Genomic DNA, 19,394 nt, shown 5'->3' with positions numbered 1-19,394 from the left:
TAACCTCTCCTTTTCCCCAAACTCCCCCGTTTGGGGTTTTTTTATGCCTGTAAGTTATTGATTTATATAGGGTTGGGTTTTTTGAGCATTATAAAAAAGGGCTAGATTTGAAATCTAACCCTTATATGGTTGCTACTTGGTCAACCGTTACCATGTTGGTAATGATTTACGCATTTGAAATGCACAATTAAACTTCTGAAATCATATTGTCACGACTTTGCAATAACTGCATTAATTTAGGATTGATAAATAAAATCTCTTTACCTGCTTGCGTTTGTTCTAGCACACCAATTTCAACCAATGTTTTTAAGTAATTAGAAGCAGTTTGTCGTTTGGCTATCTGCTTATCGACCAGATTGGCAATGCGGCAATAGGGCTGTTCAAAAATCACATCAATCAATTCACGGCTATAGACCTTACTGGCATGTTGTTTCACATATTCAGCAGTATATTCATGTAGCTGCTTGATTGCTAATATTTTGGCAGTAGTCCATTCACTGGTTTCCTTAATGGCGGTTAGCATATAAGTCAGCCATGTTTGCCAGTCACCATATTGTGTAACCCCTTTTACCCCTTGATAATAACTTGCTTTATGCTCAATGATATAACGACTTAAATATAAGATAGGCAAGTTCAGTAAGCCTTTATCTATCAAATATAAGATGTTTAAGATTCTACCTGTCCTACCGTTACCATCTACAAAAGGGTGAATTGCTTCAAACTGATAATGTAAAACCGCCATCTTAACTAGGGGGTCCAAATCATCATCTTCATGTAGAAACTGCGTCCAATTTTGCAACAAGCGTTCAATGGTTATTTTGCCACTGGGGGGCGTGTACACCACCTCACCAAAACCATCTTTTAAGACTACTTCGGTTTGCCTAATACCTAAATCTACACCTTTAATCACTTGGCAAATCATAATAGCGGTATTGTCAGACAAAGGACGTTCTTTAATGGCAGTTACGCCTTGATAAAGGGCAGTACGGTAACGTAACGCCTCTTTGGTAGCTTGGTCTGCTGTTTCCATATTATCAGCATATTGGAATAGCTTGTCTGTGGTTGTGACGATGTTTTCTATCTCACTACTGCCTTGAGCCTCTAACAGTGGAATAACATTAATAAGCATGGTTTGGTTAGGTATCAATGCACCTGCTTGCTGTAATGCTCCCAATGCAGTCCTTGCCTCAATACATAGCTTTAAAATAGGCTTAGTTTCTAGCTCAATATTAGGGGGTAAAAATGGTAAATCATTATAAGGCTGGTTGGCTATCATCATTATTTCTCATGTCGATAAAATCGAAAAACGTAAATATGACAATGATTATATGTTTATGCCGTAAACATGACAATGCGGTCATGTCGATAAAATGCTATTTTTTCATCATTAAGACACTCAGCAACATCAAAGGGGGTTACTTCTATTTTTTCAGCTATCATTATCTATCTCACAGCCAATAATGCTTGCGGTTGTTGGCTGGCTATTTTTAATAATGTCACTGCTGAACCTGAAGGCTTTCTAACGCCTTGCTCCCATGCCTGCAAGGTTCGGACAGACACCCCCATAACTTCGGCAAACTCTTTTTGTGACAGTCCTACCTTATGGCGTGCTTCCACTGCTGGATTGACCGCTACTTGGTGAGTTTTGGTAAACTCTTCTTGTTTCATTTGTTTAACGCTGGCAAGCAATAATTCGCCTATTTCTTCTCCTGTAAACTCATGATTTGCGATGTCAATTTTATCAAGGTCAATCATTGTTCTAGCTCCTTAACAATCTGTTTGAGAATATGGCTGGGTATGTTTTCCTGCTTTGCTTTAGGGTATGCCAACAATAGAACAATCAAACCATTATCCAGTTGGTTGTAATAAATCACCCTTACTCCGCCACGTTTCCCCATTCCTGCCCGTGACCACCGTAACTTACGGCAACCACCACTATTTGGTATCACATCACCAGCAGTAGCATTATTGGCAATGTAGGTATGTAACTCCCCTTGCTCATCTACACTAAATAGTGCATTGATGGTTTTGGTATAGATTGCAGTTTCTTTTAGTGTATACATTATTTCACCCTATCCATTGTACTACAATGTAGTAGCTTGAGGTATCATTCTCAAACAGTTTTGTTTGCTATTCGCACTTAAATTTACTCTGTAAGAGTTATTAAGTGTTGATAATGGTAGGTGATATCGAGCTATTCTACACCCTATCTGGGGTGAAATATTACCCCAGTTGAGGTGCAAATTTATCTTGAGGTACTACCTATTTTTTCTTTTTTATATCCTTCAATGCATTATTAGCTGTACTAAAACGAGTTTCTAAGGTCGTTTTCTTCTGTCCATATATGTCCTTATCCACTATCTCACTGATGATACTAGCTTGGCTTTGAAAAGGTGGTTTATCATCCGTACCTTTTGGCGTGGTTAATAGCTCTAATAGTAAACCAATAGTTACATGATAACTTCTTTCATGACGTTCACTCATCTCGGTATGACTATCAAGTTGAGCTTGTTTTAGTTGCTGTTCTAAATCAGTTATTCGAGTTTGTTGTTCTTTGATAGTGGTGTGTGCTTGGTTAAGTTGGCTCTGTAGCTGTTGAATACTTATTTTACTAGTTTGTATTGTAGGTATATTAATATTAATTAAGTTATTTTTATTTATTAATTTATTTAAATTAAGGTTAAGTATTTTTATAAAACCTTGATTAAAAATATCTTTTATAAGCAAATAGCTTGTTCTGTATTCTTCACTTTCCTCAAGTTCTTTTATTGTATAAGGCTTTTTATGCTTATAATTATAAAGTAAGTCTATTATGCAAAATTCTGTATGATAAGCATCAAATATACCTTTCTGAAATACTGATATCTCTGAATCCAATATTATGGTTCGGTTTAAAATATATTTAATAACAACATCCTTACTTTCATTGGTCTGTTGTGCAATTAAATCTATAAGGTCAAGAACTTTTACATATTTTTCATCGTCACTTGAGATCAATTCTGTTAACACAGCCACTCCTTACACACTTTAGTTTAATAAAATAAGTTGCAAGGCATACCAGCATTAAGGTGTGAAATTCGCTAACCTCGGATAGTTTATCCTGACCTTGCATAAGAAGATATTATCACCACTACAATTGCTAATTTGAGTAATGTTTACCTACTCCCCCACCCGCTTCCGTAACAACAAATCACACTGCTCATGCCCGTTAAGATTATAAACAGTGGCTCGGTAATCAATGCCGTGCCGACCATCCAAAAACACCACTTTGTCACCCACCACCATATAGCAAAACTGGCGGGCATCATAAATATAACCATCAATAATAAACGCCACGTCACGGTCTACCGCAGTGACCGTATGGGTTTCGCCTTGTGGGATTAGCCGTTCTAATAACCCTGCGTGGCTGATACTAACAATGGTACATAACAGACAACCACTTAGCATTGCTAATAGTCGAGCTACCCATCGTTGGCGTATATTGTCTGTATTTATAGAGTTGAGGATAGGATAAGGCATAAGTATTCCTTCCTTAAAAAAACTTCACACATTGGGGTCAGCAATTTTTGTTACTATTATTAGCAATAACATGATTGGACGCAATCGTACACCAATTTTAAATTAACTAAAAAAGAGAGTTTTATGAGTACGAATATTACCCCTCCTGCTAAGTTAAGCCATCATATAACTACTATAACAACGCCGATGGGTGAAAAATCACTACTAATTTTTGATTTTGACGGGACGTTGATTGATAGTGTGCCAGATTTGGCAGAGGCGACAAATATGATGCTTAAGCAACTGGGCAAACCAACCTATCCTGAAAGTGAGGTGAGAAACTGGGTGGGCAATGGCTCACGTAAACTGGTGGAGCGGGCATTAACTGCCAGTAGTCAAGTACCGCCTACTCAGCAACAGATTAGTGATGCTCAAGAAGTCTTTTTTGAGGCGTATGAGCAAACCAGTGGCACAAAAACCGTGGCGTATGCTGGGGTGGATAAAGGTTTAAAACAATTGCAACAAGCAGGGTATATATTAGCTTTGGTGACCAATAAGCCGATACGCTTTGTGCCTAAATTGTTGCAACATTTTGGTTGGCAAGATTTGTTTACTGAGGTATTGGGGGGTGATAGTTTAGCTGAAAAAAAACCTGACCCTGCTCCGCTACATTATGTATGTGGACAGCTTAGGGTAAATCCTAATAAAGCGGTGATGATTGGCGATTCAAAAAACGATATTTTAGCAGGGCAAAATGCGGGCATAGATACGTTGGGATTATCCTATGGTTATAACTATGGGCAAGATATTCGCGATTTTAAGCCGACACAGGCGTTTGATGATTTTGCCAGTTTGGTGGCGTATTTGTTGCCTTCTAATGATTAACTGACTGGCTTGTGTCCATTATGCCCAATAAAACCTTCTTTAATAAACCAGTTTTTAATAAAGCGATAAATAATCAATTAATTAATAAGGAAAAATACGATGCAAACTCATACTAATCACGCTACAAAGTATTTAGCAAAGTTACTAACAGCACTGGCTTTAACCTCAGTACTGGCGGGTGTAGGTTGTGCCAGTATCACGCAAGATAGTAGCAGTAGCAGTCAAGCTAACTCTAACCAAAACAATGCCAATAACACTTCTCAGGTCGATATGAGTCAGGTTAGCACGTATGAGATTGACCCTACTCATACTAATGTACGTTTTGCCATTGACCATTTTAATACCTCGACCAATACAGGCGGGTTTTATAACCTCACAGGTGAGGTAAAGTATGACCCAAAACAGCAGTTTGGCAAAGTTGCTATCACTATTCCGATGACGGATTTGAATACGGGTAATGAGAAGTTTGATGAGCATTTAAAAAGTGAGGATTTTTTTGCGGTTGAGCAGTATCCGACAGCACTTTTTGAGTCAACACAGTGGCATTTTGCTAAAGCTGATGATGGTAGCAATGATGGACAAGCAAAAGTGACGCAGGTTGATGGTAATTTGACGATGCACGGCAAAACCCACCCTGTGAGCTTAACGGCGACAAAGTTTAATTGTTATTTTAGTCCTGTGTATAAAAAGTCGGTGTGTGGCGGTGACTTTACCACGACGATTGACCGTACCAACTGGGGCATTGATAAGTATGTGGCAATGGGAATGAGCAAGCAGGTGCGATTGACCATTCAGGTTGAGGCGATTAAGCAATAACCTTGAGCAAGTCATTGTTGGGTTGTAATTTTGCTTAAATTGCTATCACCAAGTTTCTTTTGTTAGAAATTTTTAATCATCTCTAAAATTTTAAATAAAATATTTTTTTATATTGATATATTAAACATAAAAAATGGGTTTAAATAAATTTAAAGTTTACTTAAGCCCATTTTTTTTAAATAAGAATCAACTTATCTTAAAATTAATACTTATGACTGTACTTCTTTACGTAATTCATGAATTGCTAAGCCAACTTCAGAGCTGGAAGTCGCATATTCTGTGCCTGTTTTTAACAGATCAGTTGCATGTGCATAATTTTCCATATTAATATTGCGAGCAACTTCTGCGGCAGCTTTATGGAAACGCGCATGTGCTTTGATGCATTCTTGATAGTTTTCTAGACCACTAAATGCTTCTTTGGTTTCTGCATCATGTAACCATTTGCCTAATACACATTGGTCATCTTGAGCAATTTTCTTATCATCTAACTGTGTTTTCTCTGCAATAGCATCACGCAATTTAAACTTCCAATCTGCATGTGTTTTTAAAGCATCGGTAAAATTAAAGTTACTCATAGATATTTTCCTTTAAAATTAATTTGGCACGTACATAAGACCCATCAAGATTAAGGTTGATTATAATAATCATGAAATAAATATTATATATAAAAATATCTCATTTTTATAAAATCGATAATAAAAAAGACTTTATAATGGTGATTTATAACCTTAATAATATTATGGGTTAAATATTTTAGTCTAAGAGTATAATACAAACAAGTATTTTCTAATAAATATATAAACCTAGAAAATAAGGATTAATTGTCATGTTGATAGACTTTGTCAAATATGTCGTTAAGGATATCTGAGCTCAGGCTTAGTAAACCATGACAATCACGTCATAATCTGGCATTGTAGTCAGATAAGGCTTGCTAAAGATTGCAAAATATCCCGTTTATTAGAGACAATATTCAGCAACAATAATCGAAGTAAATACAATTTGTTATTTAATTTTTAAGGCTTTTCTATGACTGTTCCCAATAACGCTCCTAAAGACAGTTCTAATAGTATTTGTAATGAAACTCCTAACGATATCCCTAACGCAGTTCCTAATGATATCAGCATCGCGCAAAATGCAACCCTCCAGCCCATCACTGCCATTGCCCAAAAGTTGGGACTATTGCCTGAGCAAATAGAGCCTTATGGACACTATAAAGCCAAAATTAATCCAGCCGATGTGTTTAACAAGCCTGCTAAATCTGAGCCAGGGAAAGATGGTAATCAGGGCAAACAGGGCAAGCTGATTTTGGTGACAGCTATTAACCCCACGCCAGCAGGTGAAGGCAAAACCACCGTCACCATTGGGTTAGCCGATGCGATAAACCGTGTTCAGCAACAACAAAATACTGGCAAACGTGCCATCGTCGCCTTGCGTGAGCCATCATTAGGGCCTGTATTTGGGATAAAAGGTGGGGCAGCAGGTGGTGGCTATGCTCAAGTGTTGCCAATGGAAGACATTAACCTACATTTTACTGGTGATTTTCATGCCATTAGTGCCGCCAATAATTTGCTAGCAGCGATGATTGATAATCATATTTATCAGGGCAATGAGCTAGATATTGACCCCAAACAGGTGTTATGGCGACATGTGGTCGATATGAATGACCGCCAGTTACGCAATATCATTAGCGGTATGGGCAAGTCCAGTGATGGGGTGATGCGTGAGGATGGTTTTGACATTACTGTGGCATCAGAAGTCATGGCAATTTTTTGCTTGGCGACTGATTTAGCAGATTTAAAACAACGACTGGGCAATATTTTGGTGGCTTATAATAAAGACAAACAGCCGATTTATGCCAAAGATTTGCAAGCTCATGGGGCAATGACGGCACTGCTAAAAGATGCGATTAAACCCAATTTGGTGCAAACCATTGAGGGCACACCTGCGATTGTTCATGGCGGTCCTTTTGCCAATATTGCTCATGGTTGTAATTCGGTGATTGCCACCAAAGTTGCCCTACATTTAGCCGATTATACGCTGACAGAAGCAGGATTTGGGGCAGACCTTGGGGCACAAAAGTTTTGTGATATCAAATGCCGTATGGCAGGACTGACTCCCAATGTGGCAGTGATTGTCGCTACCATTCGGGCGTTAAAATACAATGGTGGCTTGGCAAAAAATAAGTTAAAAGATGAGGATTTAACGGCACTAGAAAAAGGCTTACCCAACCTGATAAAACACATTGAAAACCTGCAAAATGTTTATAACTTGCCTGTGGTGGTAGCGATTAATCAGTTTGTCAGCGACACTGAGGCTGAGATTGCGATGGTGCGTCAGGCTTGCTTAGAGCAAGGGGTAGAAGTAGCATTAACGCAAGTGTGGGAAAAAGGTGGCAAAGGCGGTGAAGCACTTGCCAATGCGGTATTAAATGTCTTGGAGCAAAATGATTCTAAACCTGATGCAGCCAGCAAACCGTTCCAATTATCTTATGACAATGAAGACAGCATTGCCGATAAAATACGCACCGTAGCACAAAGAATTTATGGGGCGGATGACATTGATATCAGCAGTTTTGCACAAAGTAAAATTCGCCGTATAGAGGCATTAAAGCTCGATAAAGTACCGATTTGTATTGCCAAAACTCAGTATTCGCTCAGTGATAATCCAAAGCTGTTGGGGCGACCTACAGGCTTTACTATTCATGTGCGGGATGTTAGCTTGTCAGCAGGTGCAGGATTTATTGTGGTGATTTGTGGAGCAATCATGAAAATGCCCGGTCTGCCTAAAGTGCCTGCCGCCAATCAGATTGATGTCGATGATGAGGGTAATATTACGGGGCTTTTTTAATATTAAGTTTAATGCTAACCACAGTTTCAGACATATTAAAGCTAAGTTAATTGCCACGATAGCTTAATGCTTCGCTAAGATGTGGGATTTCTATCGTATCACTACCTGCAAGGTCGGCAATGGTACGGGCAACTCGCAGCACCCGATGATACCCCCGAGCAGAGAGGTTAAGGCGAGATTGGGCAGTTTGTAGCAGTTGTTTTTGAGGCTCACCGAGATTGGCTTGCTCATCAAGCTCACTGGGGGTTAGCTCATTGTTCACCTTATTTTGCCGTTGCATCTGTCTGTTATGAGCTTTTGCTACTCTTTGGCGTACCACTTCGGAGGTTTCGCCTTTTTGGGCATTTTGTAAATCTGTTAATGGCAGAGCAGGAACACTGACATGCAGGTCAATACGGTCAAGCAGTGGTCCTGAGATTTTATCTTGATAACGGGCAATTTGTTCTGGTCGGCAATGGCAACGGTTAGATAAGTCACCATGATAGCCACAGGGACAAGGGTTCATCGCGGCAATAAGCTGAAAATTGGCAGGAAAGGTTATTTGTGAGTTGGCTCGACTGATGGTAATTTGCTTAGATTCAAGTGGCTGACGTAAAACCTCCAAAACTTTGCGGTCAAACTCTGGCATCTCATCAATAAAAAGAACCCCTTTGTCGGCAAGGGTAATCTCACCGGGTTTTGGACGAGAACCTCCACCCACCAATGCCACTGCTGAAATGGTATGATGAATTTCTCTAAAAGGACGTGTACCGTATTGATATTCTGTATCTGCTACTGAGTAAGTACTGGCAACCTCTAATGCCTCCTCGTCACTCAGCTCGGGTAAAATAGTCGGCAAACGTGATGCCATTAAAGTCTTGCCTGAACCCGGAGGTCCAATAAATAATAGAGAGTGCCCACCTGCTGCCGCAATCTCTAACGCCCGTCTGGCATGATGTTGCCCTTTGACATCGGCAAGGTCAATTTTATAATGAACTTGCGTATTGATGATACTGGGCTGTTCTATAGATAGCTTATCTGCTTGGTCGGTTTGCTGACCACTCACCACCGCCAAATGACGGCATACCTCGGTTAGATTATTTGCCCCTAAAACCTCGACCCCTGCTACTCGTGCCGCCTCTACCGCATTGGCTTTGGGAGCGATAAGCTGACGTTGTTTAGCGTTATTTGTTTTGGTCTGGCTTTTGATGGCTCGGGCAACGGCTAAGCTACCTGTAATCTGGCGTAAATCACCATTTAATGCCAACTCGCCAATAAATTCAAAGTTTTCCAAAATATCTGCATCAATCTGCCCACTGGCTGCCAAAATCCCCATCGCTATTGGCAAATCCAACCTTGCCCCTTCTTTGGGTAAATCGGCAGGGGCAAGGTTGATGGTGAGACGGCGGTTGGGAAATTGAAAGTTTGAGTTGATAATCGCTGAGCGTACCCTATCTTTACTCTCACGCACCGCCGCCTCTGGTAAGCCAACAATGGTCAAGGCAGGCAAGCCTTGTGATAAATGCACCTCAACCATTACGGCTGGGGCATGCAGACCAACAACGGAACGGGTATGGACTTGAGCAAATGACATGAGTTACCTTTTATTATGAATAAAAATAATCAATCAAAGATAACTCAAATAACGATATTCTTTATCAAAAAACTTTATTAGAAACAGTGATAGAATATTTGAGAAAAACCACTTTTACAGCGTTTTATCTTACTTTGACTATAAATAAAAACTTTACTTTAGTTTTCTGTTTTAAGCAAGTGAGGGTTTAGTCATGGTATTGTCAGAACTTTTCATAACCTCTTATCAAAACCATTAATCACCTGCTACGATTACCCAAAGTTGAGGCTTACCAAAATCCATATAAGCATCTTCAATCAGGTTTTTAAAGGTATTAAAGTCCTCGGTATTTATCTTGTTGACCGCACTAAGATTAAGGACTAAATGTTCAATATTACTATCGGTTAGGCAATCCCATGCACTGTCCCAATTATGGGCAAAATAACTGGGAAACTCCCCCGCCTGTGCCAAACTTGTCAGCAAGGTTTGTTTATCAACGACTTCTTTAATAAGTAAATGCGTCACCTGCTTAGGTAGGGTATTCATGGCATCAGGATTATTTGCATCAATATAAATAATGGCTTGGTTTGATTGACTTTGCATTTTGTTTTGTATTTCGTTTTGCATTTACGGTGCCTCTACATTTAACTTTTTAAAGGTTTCATAATGGTCAACAGTGAGATAATACACCTCTGGCGGATACCCCCCTGTCACAATACGTCTTGCCCCACGATGAGACACCCCCGGCGTCGGTACAGTATATTCTTTATAATAGCCCCGGCTTTTTTGCGGTAGCTTACCCTCTCGATTATAAAAGGTCGTGCCATCTTTTTCTGGATAGGGAAAAGGTCCACCTTGTTGGATTAGATGGATGGTCTGGTCAACCTGTGGGTCACCAGTAATTGTATTGCTTTGTGTATTAGTGGTGGGCTGTGATGAGGACGATGTAGAGGTGTACTGTGTTGTCGTATTAGCTGAATCATTGTCCTGAAAAAACTTGGCTTTTAAATTAGGAAAGGCATAAACAGCAATGGCAAGCAAAATAATTAAGCTAAATACAGTGCTTAATATCCCTTTTTTGGGATTATTTTTTTTGTGCTGGTTTTGATACTGATTGCGATACTGTCGGTTCTGCTGGTTTTGCGATGAAGAGTGTCGTTTTGTACCAGAAGTTGACGACGATTGGTTGTTTGGCGTTGCCGTTACTTTTGTGGCTCGCAGTTGGTTTTTATCATTTCTTTGACTATCAAAATAAATTTGTTGTCCTACCTGAGGTGGTTGCGACAATTTCCATTTACTGATGTGAAAAAATACATCTTCACTTTGATTATCCACATCAATAAAGCCATAGCCTTTATCTTCATTATAATGTTTAACTTTTCCGCTTTGCATAATGACCCAATCCTATATATTTAATGCCATAAGATTATATAGGACTGAGGTATTAAGGGCAGTATTTTTTGCTCTTTCTATTTTATATAAAGGCTAATTAAGTAGGTTTAGACATAACCAATCATTCATAACCAATCACTCATGAAACGTCACACTCTCACTGACAGGCACACGTCCCATAAATCGGCTATTAACAGGGGCAGATTCATCAGCATAACCAAACGAGATGCCATGAGCCAATTTAAACTCATCGGATACACCTAAAATCTCACGCACATCATCAGCAAAAAAGCTTAATATCCCTTGTGGTACACCTGCCAGCCCCCGAGCGGTTAGCGATAATAAAAAGCTCTGGGTATAAATCCCCAAATCCACCGCCGAACGAATACCATCACCAAAGATGGGCATAAACATAAATACTGCATGCGGGGCATCAAAAAAGGTAAAGTTACGAGCGATTTCTGCCTGCCGAGCTTGCGTGTCGTCACGCTCAATACCTTGAGCCTGATAATAGCGTGATGCCATATCATGATGACGCTGTTTAAACACACCGAAATAGTCCTCTACACTGGCAGTAAAATCCATCGAATAGGCTTGCTGTTTTGCCTTTTGGAGCATGGTTTGGCTAAGTTTTTTTAGGGTATCACCCGAAACGACATGCACTTGCCAAGGTTGGGTGTTGCAGTTTGAGGGCGAGAGTTGGGCATCGGCTAAGATTGCCTCAATGGTGCTATGCTCAACCGTTTTAGGTAGAAATTGACGGCAAGAATAACGCTGTTTTAATAGTTGGGTTAACACCTCACTGGCTGGCGTGTTTTGACTCATAACTTTTCCTTTAACTTTTAGGTACAAAAAACATCACGCAAGTTTCCTCTGGAGCGATGGGTTTATGAGCAACGCCTTTGGGAATTACTACACATTCACCTGCATTAACGCTCACTGTTTTATCGCTCATTTCAATTAACAGCGTGCCTGAGAGTACATAAAACAGCTTATCTTCTTCGCCATGCTCATGCACTTCATATTCGCCTTTAAGTTTGGCGATATTCACGCCCATATCATTGAATTTACCCACTTCTTTGGGTGACCAATATTCAGCGATATTATCTAATTGCTGTTGTAGATTAATAATACTCGGTTGGTTGTTTACTGATGTTGTCATAACTTTTCCTTTTTTGATTATAACTTCTCATTGATTTTTGCCATTAACTCATCTCTATCTTCTACCACAAACTGAAACTCCAAGCCGTCTTTTTTTATCACCTTTAAGCCATTATCAACCAGTTTGGTAGTTTTTACCGACTCAACCTTTTCAATATCAGTAAAGGCGATATTGGTTTGTCCTGTTTGAATATTGGCTTTATGCGACTTAAACACCAATCCTTGATTGGTAATAAATAATATACCACCAACCGCTTCAACCCCCTTAAATATATTGGCAGGGGTTTGGTATTCAATCTGCTCACCTGTTGCTAAGGTTGGGTGGATATTTTTGGTCAGTTTGGTACGAATAATTGGCATCATAAACCCAAAAAGTAAACCAAACATAATCCCTTGTATGACAATACTGGCTATAGATTGTTTGTTCCAGTCAAATAATGTGTACGTTATCCAGTTTATAATATACAGCAAAAACATAAAGCTAATGGCTGTTCTTAAAAAAAGGATAATATATTGTTTCCAATCAATTTTTTTTGTGTTATTTCGCATAATTTTTTCCTTAAATTTTATTAAAATCAAATTTTAACTTAATATAAATTATAATTGCTACATGTGTTTCTTTTGTTAAACTTGGTGACGTTTATATCTACAATAAACAATGTCTTAACCATCTGATTTTTATGTATATTCCCACTTTAAAGCAATCTTATGAATGCCTTGTAACACCTCACGTAGCTCTTGTCCTTTTGCGGTTAACGCATAACTGACCTCAGGCGGAATGGTCGGATTGACATGGCGACTTACCAGCCCTTCCTCCTCCAACATTCGCAAGCGTTGGGTCAATACTTTGGCAGAGATGCCTTGCATCAAATTTTTTATCTCACCAAAACGTAGGCTGTCATGTTGCTCTAACAGCCATAAAATATAGGTCGTCCACGGTCCCATCAAGATTTTTAATACTTTATCCATCGGGCATAAATTTTTTTGTACAGGCTTAGACTCGGTGCTCATTAAATTCTCTCTTTGCGGTAACTTGGTTACTTTTTAGTACCTACTTACATTAGGTAATCATGGTCAGTATACTGGCAAAACAAGGCAAAAACAGCCCTGTAAACACAAAAAATATGACCCTCAATAAGGACAATCACCATGAGCAACATTGCCATTCTTTACTACAGCGGATACGGACACACTCACCATCTAGCGACCACGCTGGCAGATGCCGTCAACTCACCACAAACAAATGTACAACAAGCAAATGCACAGCTGATACGCATTGATGATGACGGTGAGATTACCCCCGAACAATGGGAAACTTTATTAAATGCAGATGCCATTATCTATGGCAGTCCCACTTATATGGGCGCACCAGCTTGGCAGTTTAAAAAGGTGGCAGATGCCAGCTCGAAACCATGGTTTGAATTGACATGGAAAGACAAAATCGCCGGCGGATTTACCGTATCAGCGGCAACCAATGGCGATAAAGCCAGTACCATCAACTATTTTATGACCTTATCGCAGCAACATGGGCAAATTTGGGTAGGAACAGGATTGCACCCTGCGGGCAAGTTAGAGCACACTTCTGCGGATATTAATTGGTCGGGTAGTTTTGCTGGCATCATGGCAATTGCCCGAGCCGATGCCGAGCCTGAAGGGATTTATCAAGGAGATATTGAGATGGCAAAAGCCTATGCCGAGCGTATCGTTACCATCACTGAGCGTTTAGCAGTTGTCGCCTAACAGCAATTCGCTATAGATAATTCATCATAAGCACCCCTCATAGACATTCGTAAAAGATACATCATCTCTTTTTTAATGCGTGGTCATAACCTACTTTAGTTTGAACTACTTTAGTTTGGTGATGACCCTCTCACCCATTGGTGAACCATCCGCCACTTGTCATATAACAAAAATAAAGAGGATAACAATGCAAAAGATACTTCCTTATACATTATTAGCTTTTGCAACCATTGCTTGGGGAACACTATTTCATGTGGGCAAAGATGCTTTGATTTACCTCGATCCTTATTGGTTTACAACGGTTAGATATTTTCTGGTTGGCAGTTTTATTGTCGTTATTTTATTGGTATCAAAAAAGTTTGATCTCAAAAAACTACAAGAGAATTGGTGGCAGTTTTTGCAATATGGTGTGCTTGGCTATGTTATTTTTGCCATTCTTGTCTTTATCGGCTTGCAAATATCCACGCCCTCTCATGGGGCAGTCATCATGGCAACGATGCCCATCACCTCTTTATTTATAAAGTGGTATTTAACTAAGCAACAGCCAAACTATTGGCTACTTATTTTATCCATTATTGGATTAATAGGGGTAGGTTTTGTAACAGGTATCTTCACTCAAAACGCTAAAATAGTCACGCTAAAAGGGGATTTAATCGCCTATATTGGCTCAATTGCTTGGATATTGTATAGCATGGGACAACAGAAATTTACTGCTAACAATGTCTCTGTTCTACAGTTTACTGGCTATACCGTCATTATGTCGCTACCAGTGCTTATCAGCGTTTCTATACTTGCCGTGATGCTGGGTATCTCAAATTTACCAGCCATTTCTTCTGTATTTACTGTCACCCCAGCCATGTTATATGTCGCCATAGTGGCTACCTTACTACCCACACTTGCTTATAACTCGGGCATAAAATCGCTGGGAGCAATATACGGTATTTTATTTATTAATCTTGTACCAATTTCAGCCTTAGTTATTTCTAGCTTTAAAGGAGATAGCATCGAGTCTCACGAGATATTTGGCACATTCATTGTTATCAGTAGTCTTCTATGCCAAATCTTTATTATGAATAAAAACCAAATTAACAAATTTATAAAACTTCGTTTTGTTTAAATCTATGAAAATACAGGAATTTTAATATGAAAAATATTGTTTATCTATTATTACTAGTCAGTAGCTGGAGCTTGGCAGGAGAGCTAGGACAATACACATCAGATAGTAATGGTTTTGATACCCATACTTATTTTTATGATGATGGCAAAGAGGTCGTATTAATCGATACTCAATTTACCCCGACTCTCACCGAACAGTTTGTACAATATGTAAAAAGTAAAACCAACTCACCTATTACTAAGGTTATTGTTACCCACCCCAATCCAGATAAATTTAATGGCTTGTCTTATTTACATACCCTAGGTATTAAGTCAATCTCTTCCACAGAAATCGCCAAAGATATGATAGCCGTTAATCAGTATAAACGTGACTTTTGGATTAATCAGATGCAAATGTTCACTGAACAAACCTATCCAGAATTTCAACAAGTACAATGGCAGTTTTCTGGAAAAGAAGGCACGATTAATTTAAAATCTGGAGAAACTTTGTCTTTATTTAGACTCGAAAACCCTGCGATTGCCTCTTCACAAATTGTCGTAAGAGTGAATGCTACTGGAGATTTGATTGTAGGTGATTTAATACATTATAAAGCACATGCTTGGTTAGAAGGACCTCTGGTAAATGGTAAACCAACGCCCATGTTACACTCTTGGTCTAAAGCTCTTGATGAGCTATATGGTTTTAGCAATAAAGACGCACTTGTCTATGGTGGGCGTGGAGAAGTTGGACATTTAGACACAGTAGTCAATGCTCAAAAAAATTATTTAAACAAAGTTGATACTTTGGTAGATGGCTATGTGAGTAACTCTATTATGCAACATCATGCCCAAAATAAAGACGAGTTAATAACGCTAATTACAAAAACATTCCCCGATTATACCTTGCCTTATATGATTAGTTATTCTATTGAGCCATTACTGAAACAAAAAAATGCAAAGTATGCGTCTGGCTCTCTCAATATACAACAACCCCCATCTTATTAATCCGCCAACACCTCCACCAACCAATCTGCCACTGCCCGTACTCGAGCCGAACGCCTAACATCAGGGTGCATCACCATGTAAACAGGAGCAGATTGGGTGATGGTAATGGGCGTTTGAGTATCAGTTTTAATGGCAGTTGCAGTGGTTGTTTGTCCCTTCTTAGTCAACGTCATTGGTTCACTTAATTCACTTTGCTCATTTAGCTCGGTACTGGTTAATGGCTCGGTGGTGACAGGATTTATGGGTATCAGCTTATCTCTAGCAAAAGTAGCTGAAAGTAGTGGTTTTTGCAGGACAAAATACGGCAAGATACCAATCCCCACTTGCTGTAGCACCGCTTGATAAATCATATACAAATCATTGCTACAAAAAGCAATCTTACGTGGATTTAGTTGCTGTACCGCTTGTAACCAACCATTTAAACGACTATTGCCATAAAATTCGATAAACTGCCTTACCTCAACGGGTGTATGGTGTAAATAGTGTTCATGGGCAAAAAATCCATATTTAATTTGAGTTAAGGTACGAATCATTAAATCTTCTTGAGTGGGACGACGCAGACGAATGGCAATATCTGCCTCTTTACGGTGTAAATTACTCAGATGTGTCTCACCAAGTAGATGCAGTATGATATCTGGATAACGCTGGCGAAATGCAGGCAAAGCAGGCATCAACATTTCATTTGCCAGTACAGGCGGTGCGGAGATGACCACATTACCTTGCATGGCATTATGGTCGATTGCCATACGCCGAAATATCAGCACTTCCGCTTGTACCTCAACCGCTTGGGTATAAAGCAATTGCCCTTCTTCGGTTAAAGTATAGCGTTTACCCATACGGTCAAATAAACCCACACCGAGGGTCTGCTCTAAACGCTCAATCCGCCTTGATACCGTACTGTGCTGTACTTCAAGCACCTCAGCGGCTGCCGTTAAGGTTTGCTGCTCGACCACCGCAATAAAATATGCCAAATCTTGCCAGTCTAAGTTATTCATCATTTTGTTTACCTTCCCTGATTTTCTAGTTGTAAAACTAGCTTGGAATCATTGTCTATCTCTTATCACTATATTCATAGAATTTCTTTTTAGCATAACGTAATTAATGGTGCATTTTTGCACAACCATTGCGTTTTTAACCGCTTTTTATTGCTAATTGTGTTTATTAAACTTGGTTCACAGACAATAAAAAGAGAGGCAGTCTTATGAGTTGGTCATTTCGTTTATTAAATACTGCCATCATGTCATTTTTATTATCAGGACTAATGACTGTATATGTCACCTTTATTAATTTGGGGTTTGTGGCTGATTTTATTCATTATTGGATAAAAGCATGGATACTCGCTGCCCCTGCCGCCTTTATTATTGTGATGATGTTGGCGACACCTGTACAACGCTTGACCCATGCCATTTTGGCTCGCTTTAACAGATGACTGACTTTGAATGTATATGTGAATGTATCTCTCTTTAATATCAACTTTTTTCATAACCTTTTGATTGATTAACCTAACTTATTTATCCGAACTAGGAAAAATACCATGCCTAACAATATAGATAGCAATACAGTAAACAATCTAACCCCTATTGCCCAACGTACCCTAAACCAAATAAATACCCCCATTTCTGCCATTGGGCTTGGCTGTATGGGTATGAGTGAATTTTATGGCGACAGTGATGATGCACAGTCGTTAGCCCTGCTAGATAAAGCCATTGAGATTGGTATTAATTTTTTTGATACCGCTGATACCTATGGCTTGGGACATAATGAAACGCTACTGGGGCAATGCTTGGCAAAGCACCACACGCAACGTGATAAATTGGTTATCGCCACAAAATTTGGCATTGTCCGTGAACAAGGCAAATATGAACGGCGACTGGATAACAGCCCTGCCTATATTGAAACCGCTTGCAATGCTTCACTAAAACGGCTGGGAGTGGAGTGTATCGACTTATATTATTGCCATCGCCGTGACCACGATACGCCACTTGAAGTGATGATGGACGCGCTTGCCAAACTGGTAAAACAAGGCAAAATCAAAGGTATTGGATTATCAGAAGTATCAAGTGATACCTTACGTCAAGCCCATGCCATACACCCGATTACGGCGGTACAAAGTGAATATTCGCTGTGGTCACGCACCCCTGAAAGCGACCTATTGCCCACCTGCCGTGAGCTTGGGGTAAATTTTGTCGCCTATAGTCCATTGGGTCGGGCATTTTTGACGGGCAAACTCGATACCAACGACCTGCCTGATAATGACTTTCGCCAACACCTACCTCGATTGCAAGGTGAACAGCTTAATCAAAACCAACAGCTTATCGCCAAATTCAGCCAGTTAGCGAGCCAGTGGGGATACAGCAACGCCCAGTTATGCTTGGCGTGGATACTAGGTAAATATCCACACGTTATCCCCATTGCAGGTACTCGCCAGCAAAAATATCTGCTTGAAAATGCCAACGCTACTGCCATTGAGTTAACTCCCACACAAATTAGCCAATTAGATGATTTGTTTAACCCTGAAAAGGTGGCAGGTCAACGCTACCCTGATGCAGGTTGGGTGGGGATTGAGAAGTAGTTGAATTGAGGAATAATTGAGGAGTAAAAAATAGACAGTAATCCCTTTGCTCCAGTCCATAAACCCTGCTATATTAATGATAATAATTCTCAATAATATAGCAATGACATTAAAGGGATAATTATGGATAACAAAAACATCAAACAAGTCGCCGAGCAAGTTACTCTTAGTGAGTTGGCACAGCAGTTGCGTTGCCCCAGTGGTGAATTTGGGCAACAGCTTGGCAGTAGTATGCACCAGTCCAATCTTACCATGACTCAATCTGCCATTGCCTTACTCGATATTGGTGATGGCGATAGTGTGCTAGAGCTGGGACATGGCAATGCAGGACACCTCAAAGAGTTGCTACAGCAAGCCGATAATATCCGCTATCGTGGGCTAGAAATATCTCCATTAATGTATGAGCAAGCGAGCCTGCTTAATCAACCATTAACAGATGATTATGATATTGAGTTTGGGCTTTATGATGGACTGACATTGCCATTTGAGGATAATGAGTTTGATAAAATATTTAGCGTCAATACGCTGTATTTTTGGCAAAATCCTAAGCAGTTTATGAGCGAGCTTGCCCGTTGTCTAAAAGTTGGCGGTGTGTTGGTACTGGCTTACGGACAAAAACAATTTATGCAAACGCTACCTTTTGTCGATATGGGTTTTACCCTTTATGATGATAGTGAAGTAAGCGAATTAACCGAAAATACACCTCTTAAAATTAGCGAGTTTAGCCATCAGCAAGACAAAGCGATTAGCAAAACTGGCGATATGATCGATAGATATTTTACTGTGGTGAAGATAGTGAAAGAGGGTTAATCATTAAATCATTGTTATTTA

The 19,394-nt window shown here is 39.6% G+C and carries 23 protein-coding genes; 9 read left to right on the top strand and 14 right to left on the bottom strand.

Annotation, left to right across the window (positions count from 1 at the left end):
* Positions 1–187 precede the first annotated feature (187 nt).
* The 5 genes from fic to FHK89_RS00185 form a co-directional block, all read right to left on the bottom strand.
* Complete coding sequence (fic, locus tag FHK89_RS00205; RefSeq protein ID WP_268992887.1) at positions 188–1,279, bottom strand: protein adenylyltransferase Fic; 1,092 nt, start codon at positions 1,277–1,279, stop codon at positions 188–190.
* Between the two features lie 164 nt (positions 1,280–1,443).
* Complete coding sequence (locus FHK89_RS00200; protein ID WP_230655657.1) at positions 1,444–1,755, bottom strand: helix-turn-helix domain-containing protein; 312 nt, start codon at positions 1,753–1,755, stop codon at positions 1,444–1,446.
* Positions 1,752–2,063, bottom strand: coding sequence for a transcriptional regulator (locus FHK89_RS00195; RefSeq protein WP_230655656.1), 312 nt, complete (start codon positions 2,061–2,063; stop codon positions 1,752–1,754). Before FHK89_RS00195 ends, FHK89_RS00200 begins: the two co-directional genes overlap by 4 nt.
* Positions 2,064–2,262: 199 nt before the next feature.
* Positions 2,263–3,009 (bottom strand): hypothetical protein, encoded by a 747-nt coding sequence (locus FHK89_RS00190; RefSeq protein WP_230655655.1) that lies wholly within the window; start codon positions 3,007–3,009, stop codon positions 2,263–2,265.
* A gap of 150 nt (positions 3,010–3,159) precedes the next feature.
* Positions 3,160–3,519, bottom strand: coding sequence for a hypothetical protein (locus FHK89_RS00185; protein ID WP_230655654.1), 360 nt, complete (start codon positions 3,517–3,519; stop codon positions 3,160–3,162).
* Between the two features lie 186 nt (positions 3,520–3,705).
* Between FHK89_RS00185 and FHK89_RS00180 the strand changes: the two genes are divergently transcribed.
* Both FHK89_RS00180 and FHK89_RS00175 read left to right on the top strand, forming a co-directional pair.
* Positions 3,706–4,383, top strand: a complete 678-nt coding sequence (locus tag FHK89_RS00180) for a phosphoglycolate phosphatase (protein WP_230655825.1) — start codon at positions 3,706–3,708, stop codon at positions 4,381–4,383.
* Positions 4,384–4,482: 99 nt separating this feature from the next.
* Positions 4,483–5,199 (top strand): YceI family protein, encoded by a 717-nt coding sequence (locus FHK89_RS00175; RefSeq protein ID WP_230655653.1) that lies wholly within the window; start codon positions 4,483–4,485, stop codon positions 5,197–5,199.
* Between the two features lie 209 nt (positions 5,200–5,408).
* On the opposite strand, the gene FHK89_RS00170 is transcribed toward FHK89_RS00175, so the two are convergent.
* Positions 5,409–5,774 (bottom strand): CZB domain-containing protein, encoded by a 366-nt coding sequence (locus FHK89_RS00170; RefSeq protein ID WP_230655652.1) that lies wholly within the window; start codon positions 5,772–5,774, stop codon positions 5,409–5,411.
* A 451-nt stretch (positions 5,775–6,225) separates the two neighbouring features.
* On the opposite strand from FHK89_RS00170, the gene FHK89_RS00165 reads away from it, so the two are divergent.
* Entirely contained in the window at positions 6,226–8,046 is a 1,821-nt protein-coding gene (locus FHK89_RS00165; protein WP_230655651.1) for a formate--tetrahydrofolate ligase, read from the top strand.
* Positions 8,047–8,092: 46 nt separating this feature from the next.
* Here FHK89_RS00165 and FHK89_RS00160 read toward each other — a convergent pair whose 3' ends face one another.
* The 7 genes from FHK89_RS00160 to FHK89_RS00130 all read right to left on the bottom strand — a co-directional run bounded on the left by FHK89_RS00160 (position 8,093) and on the right by FHK89_RS00130 (position 13,162).
* Positions 8,093–9,619: a YifB family Mg chelatase-like AAA ATPase gene (locus FHK89_RS00160; RefSeq protein ID WP_230655650.1), complete on the bottom strand. Its 1,527-nt coding sequence runs from the start codon at positions 9,617–9,619 to the stop codon at positions 8,093–8,095.
* A gap of 234 nt (positions 9,620–9,853) precedes the next feature.
* Complete coding sequence (locus FHK89_RS00155) at positions 9,854–10,225, bottom strand: barstar family protein (RefSeq protein WP_230655649.1); 372 nt, start codon at positions 10,223–10,225, stop codon at positions 9,854–9,856.
* Positions 10,226–10,990 carry a ribonuclease domain-containing protein gene (locus tag FHK89_RS00150; RefSeq protein ID WP_230655648.1) on the bottom strand — a complete coding sequence of 255 codons (765 nt, stop codon included), beginning with the start codon at positions 10,988–10,990 and terminating at the stop codon, positions 10,226–10,228.
* 135 nt (positions 10,991–11,125) lie between these two features.
* On the bottom strand, positions 11,126–11,815 hold the full coding sequence (locus FHK89_RS00145) for a nitroreductase (RefSeq protein WP_230655647.1): 690 nt from the start codon (positions 11,813–11,815) through the stop codon (positions 11,126–11,128).
* 10 nt (positions 11,816–11,825) lie between these two features.
* Positions 11,826–12,152 (bottom strand): cupin domain-containing protein, encoded by a 327-nt coding sequence (locus FHK89_RS00140; protein ID WP_230655646.1) that lies wholly within the window; start codon positions 12,150–12,152, stop codon positions 11,826–11,828.
* 17 nt (positions 12,153–12,169) lie between these two features.
* The gene (locus FHK89_RS00135; RefSeq protein ID WP_230655645.1) at positions 12,170–12,700 is read right to left on the bottom strand and encodes a GRAM domain-containing protein; all 531 of its coding nucleotides are present in this window, start codon (positions 12,698–12,700) and stop codon (positions 12,170–12,172) included.
* Positions 12,701–12,829: 129 nt separating this feature from the next.
* A complete protein-coding gene (locus FHK89_RS00130) occupies positions 12,830–13,162 on the bottom strand; it encodes a winged helix-turn-helix transcriptional regulator (RefSeq protein ID WP_230655644.1) in 333 nt (110 codons plus the stop codon).
* Positions 13,163–13,300: 138 nt separating this feature from the next.
* On the opposite strand from FHK89_RS00130, the gene FHK89_RS00125 reads away from it, so the two are divergent.
* The 3 genes from FHK89_RS00125 (at position 13,301) to FHK89_RS00115 (ending at position 15,991) form a co-directional block, all read left to right on the top strand.
* Positions 13,301–13,891 (top strand): flavodoxin family protein, encoded by a 591-nt coding sequence (locus FHK89_RS00125; protein WP_230655643.1) that lies wholly within the window; start codon positions 13,301–13,303, stop codon positions 13,889–13,891.
* 187 nt (positions 13,892–14,078) lie between these two features.
* Positions 14,079–15,008 (top strand): DMT family transporter, encoded by a 930-nt coding sequence (locus FHK89_RS00120; protein ID WP_230655642.1) that lies wholly within the window; start codon positions 14,079–14,081, stop codon positions 15,006–15,008.
* A gap of 26 nt (positions 15,009–15,034) precedes the next feature.
* Entirely contained in the window at positions 15,035–15,991 is a 957-nt protein-coding gene (locus FHK89_RS00115) for an MBL fold metallo-hydrolase (protein WP_230655641.1), read from the top strand.
* Here FHK89_RS00115 and FHK89_RS00110 read toward each other — a convergent pair.
* Entirely contained in the window at positions 15,988–16,989 is a 1,002-nt protein-coding gene (locus tag FHK89_RS00110; protein ID WP_230655640.1) for a LysR family transcriptional regulator, read from the bottom strand. The two genes, FHK89_RS00115 and FHK89_RS00110, sit on opposite strands and share 4 nt — an antisense overlap.
* Positions 16,990–17,192: 203 nt before the next feature.
* Here FHK89_RS00110 and FHK89_RS00105 point away from each other — a divergent pair, with 203 nt between their 5' ends.
* The 3 genes from FHK89_RS00105 (at position 17,193) to FHK89_RS00095 (ending at position 19,373) form a co-directional block, all read left to right on the top strand.
* Entirely contained in the window at positions 17,193–17,420 is a 228-nt protein-coding gene (locus FHK89_RS00105) for a DUF2798 domain-containing protein (protein WP_230655639.1), read from the top strand.
* A gap of 105 nt (positions 17,421–17,525) precedes the next feature.
* Complete coding sequence (locus FHK89_RS00100; RefSeq protein WP_230655638.1) at positions 17,526–18,563, top strand: aldo/keto reductase; 1,038 nt, start codon at positions 17,526–17,528, stop codon at positions 18,561–18,563.
* A 123-nt stretch (positions 18,564–18,686) separates the two neighbouring features.
* Positions 18,687–19,373, top strand: a complete 687-nt coding sequence (locus tag FHK89_RS00095; RefSeq protein WP_230655637.1) for a class I SAM-dependent methyltransferase — start codon at positions 18,687–18,689, stop codon at positions 19,371–19,373.
* Positions 19,374–19,394 lie beyond the last annotated feature (21 nt).

The sequence above is a fragment of the Psychrobacter sp. I-STPA10 genome (assembly GCF_021012795.1).
Lineage (GTDB): Bacteria > Pseudomonadota > Gammaproteobacteria > Pseudomonadales > Moraxellaceae > Psychrobacter.
Note: the sequence above shows the minus strand (reverse complement) of the source record. Positions and strands in the feature narration are given on the sequence as shown.

What these genes read in the sequence shown, in the direction of transcription:
- FHK89_RS00120 (WP_230655642.1), top strand. Translation starts at nt 14,079, where the DNA reads ATGCAAAAGATACTTCCTTATACATTATTAGCTTTTGCAACCATTGCT.
- FHK89_RS00110 (WP_230655640.1), bottom strand. Translation starts at nt 16,989, where the DNA reads ATGATGAATAACTTAGACTGGCAAGATTTGGCATATTTTATTGCGGTG.
- FHK89_RS00175 (WP_230655653.1), top strand. Translation starts at nt 4,483, where the DNA reads ATGCAAACTCATACTAATCACGCTACAAAGTATTTAGCAAAGTTACTA.
- FHK89_RS00170 (WP_230655652.1), bottom strand. Translation starts at nt 5,774, where the DNA reads ATGAGTAACTTTAATTTTACCGATGCTTTAAAAACACATGCAGATTGG.
- FHK89_RS00195 (WP_230655656.1), bottom strand. Translation starts at nt 2,063, where the DNA reads ATGTATACACTAAAAGAAACTGCAATCTATACCAAAACCATCAATGCA.
- FHK89_RS00105 (WP_230655639.1), top strand. Translation starts at nt 17,193, where the DNA reads ATGAGTTGGTCATTTCGTTTATTAAATACTGCCATCATGTCATTTTTA.
- FHK89_RS00115 (WP_230655641.1), top strand. Translation starts at nt 15,035, where the DNA reads ATGAAAAATATTGTTTATCTATTATTACTAGTCAGTAGCTGGAGCTTG.
- FHK89_RS00140 (WP_230655646.1), bottom strand. Translation starts at nt 12,152, where the DNA reads ATGACAACATCAGTAAACAACCAACCGAGTATTATTAATCTACAACAG.
- fic (WP_268992887.1), bottom strand. Translation starts at nt 1,279, where the DNA reads ATGATGATAGCCAACCAGCCTTATAATGATTTACCATTTTTACCCCCT.
- FHK89_RS00185 (WP_230655654.1), bottom strand. Translation starts at nt 3,519, where the DNA reads ATGCCTTATCCTATCCTCAACTCTATAAATACAGACAATATACGCCAA.
- FHK89_RS00130 (WP_230655644.1), bottom strand. Translation starts at nt 13,162, where the DNA reads ATGAGCACCGAGTCTAAGCCTGTACAAAAAAATTTATGCCCGATGGAT.
- FHK89_RS00145 (WP_230655647.1), bottom strand. Translation starts at nt 11,815, where the DNA reads ATGAGTCAAAACACGCCAGCCAGTGAGGTGTTAACCCAACTATTAAAA.
- FHK89_RS00100 (WP_230655638.1), top strand. Translation starts at nt 17,526, where the DNA reads ATGCCTAACAATATAGATAGCAATACAGTAAACAATCTAACCCCTATT.
- FHK89_RS00150 (WP_230655648.1), bottom strand. Translation starts at nt 10,990, where the DNA reads ATGCAAAGCGGAAAAGTTAAACATTATAATGAAGATAAAGGCTATGGC.
- FHK89_RS00200 (WP_230655657.1), bottom strand. Translation starts at nt 1,755, where the DNA reads ATGATTGACCTTGATAAAATTGACATCGCAAATCATGAGTTTACAGGA.
- FHK89_RS00135 (WP_230655645.1), bottom strand. Translation starts at nt 12,700, where the DNA reads ATGCGAAATAACACAAAAAAAATTGATTGGAAACAATATATTATCCTT.
- FHK89_RS00160 (WP_230655650.1), bottom strand. Translation starts at nt 9,619, where the DNA reads ATGTCATTTGCTCAAGTCCATACCCGTTCCGTTGTTGGTCTGCATGCC.
- FHK89_RS00180 (WP_230655825.1), top strand. Translation starts at nt 3,706, where the DNA reads ATGGGTGAAAAATCACTACTAATTTTTGATTTTGACGGGACGTTGATT.
- FHK89_RS00095 (WP_230655637.1), top strand. Translation starts at nt 18,687, where the DNA reads ATGGATAACAAAAACATCAAACAAGTCGCCGAGCAAGTTACTCTTAGT.
- FHK89_RS00165 (WP_230655651.1), top strand. Translation starts at nt 6,226, where the DNA reads ATGACTGTTCCCAATAACGCTCCTAAAGACAGTTCTAATAGTATTTGT.
- FHK89_RS00155 (WP_230655649.1), bottom strand. Translation starts at nt 10,225, where the DNA reads ATGCAAAACGAAATACAAAACAAAATGCAAAGTCAATCAAACCAAGCC.
- FHK89_RS00125 (WP_230655643.1), top strand. Translation starts at nt 13,301, where the DNA reads ATGAGCAACATTGCCATTCTTTACTACAGCGGATACGGACACACTCAC.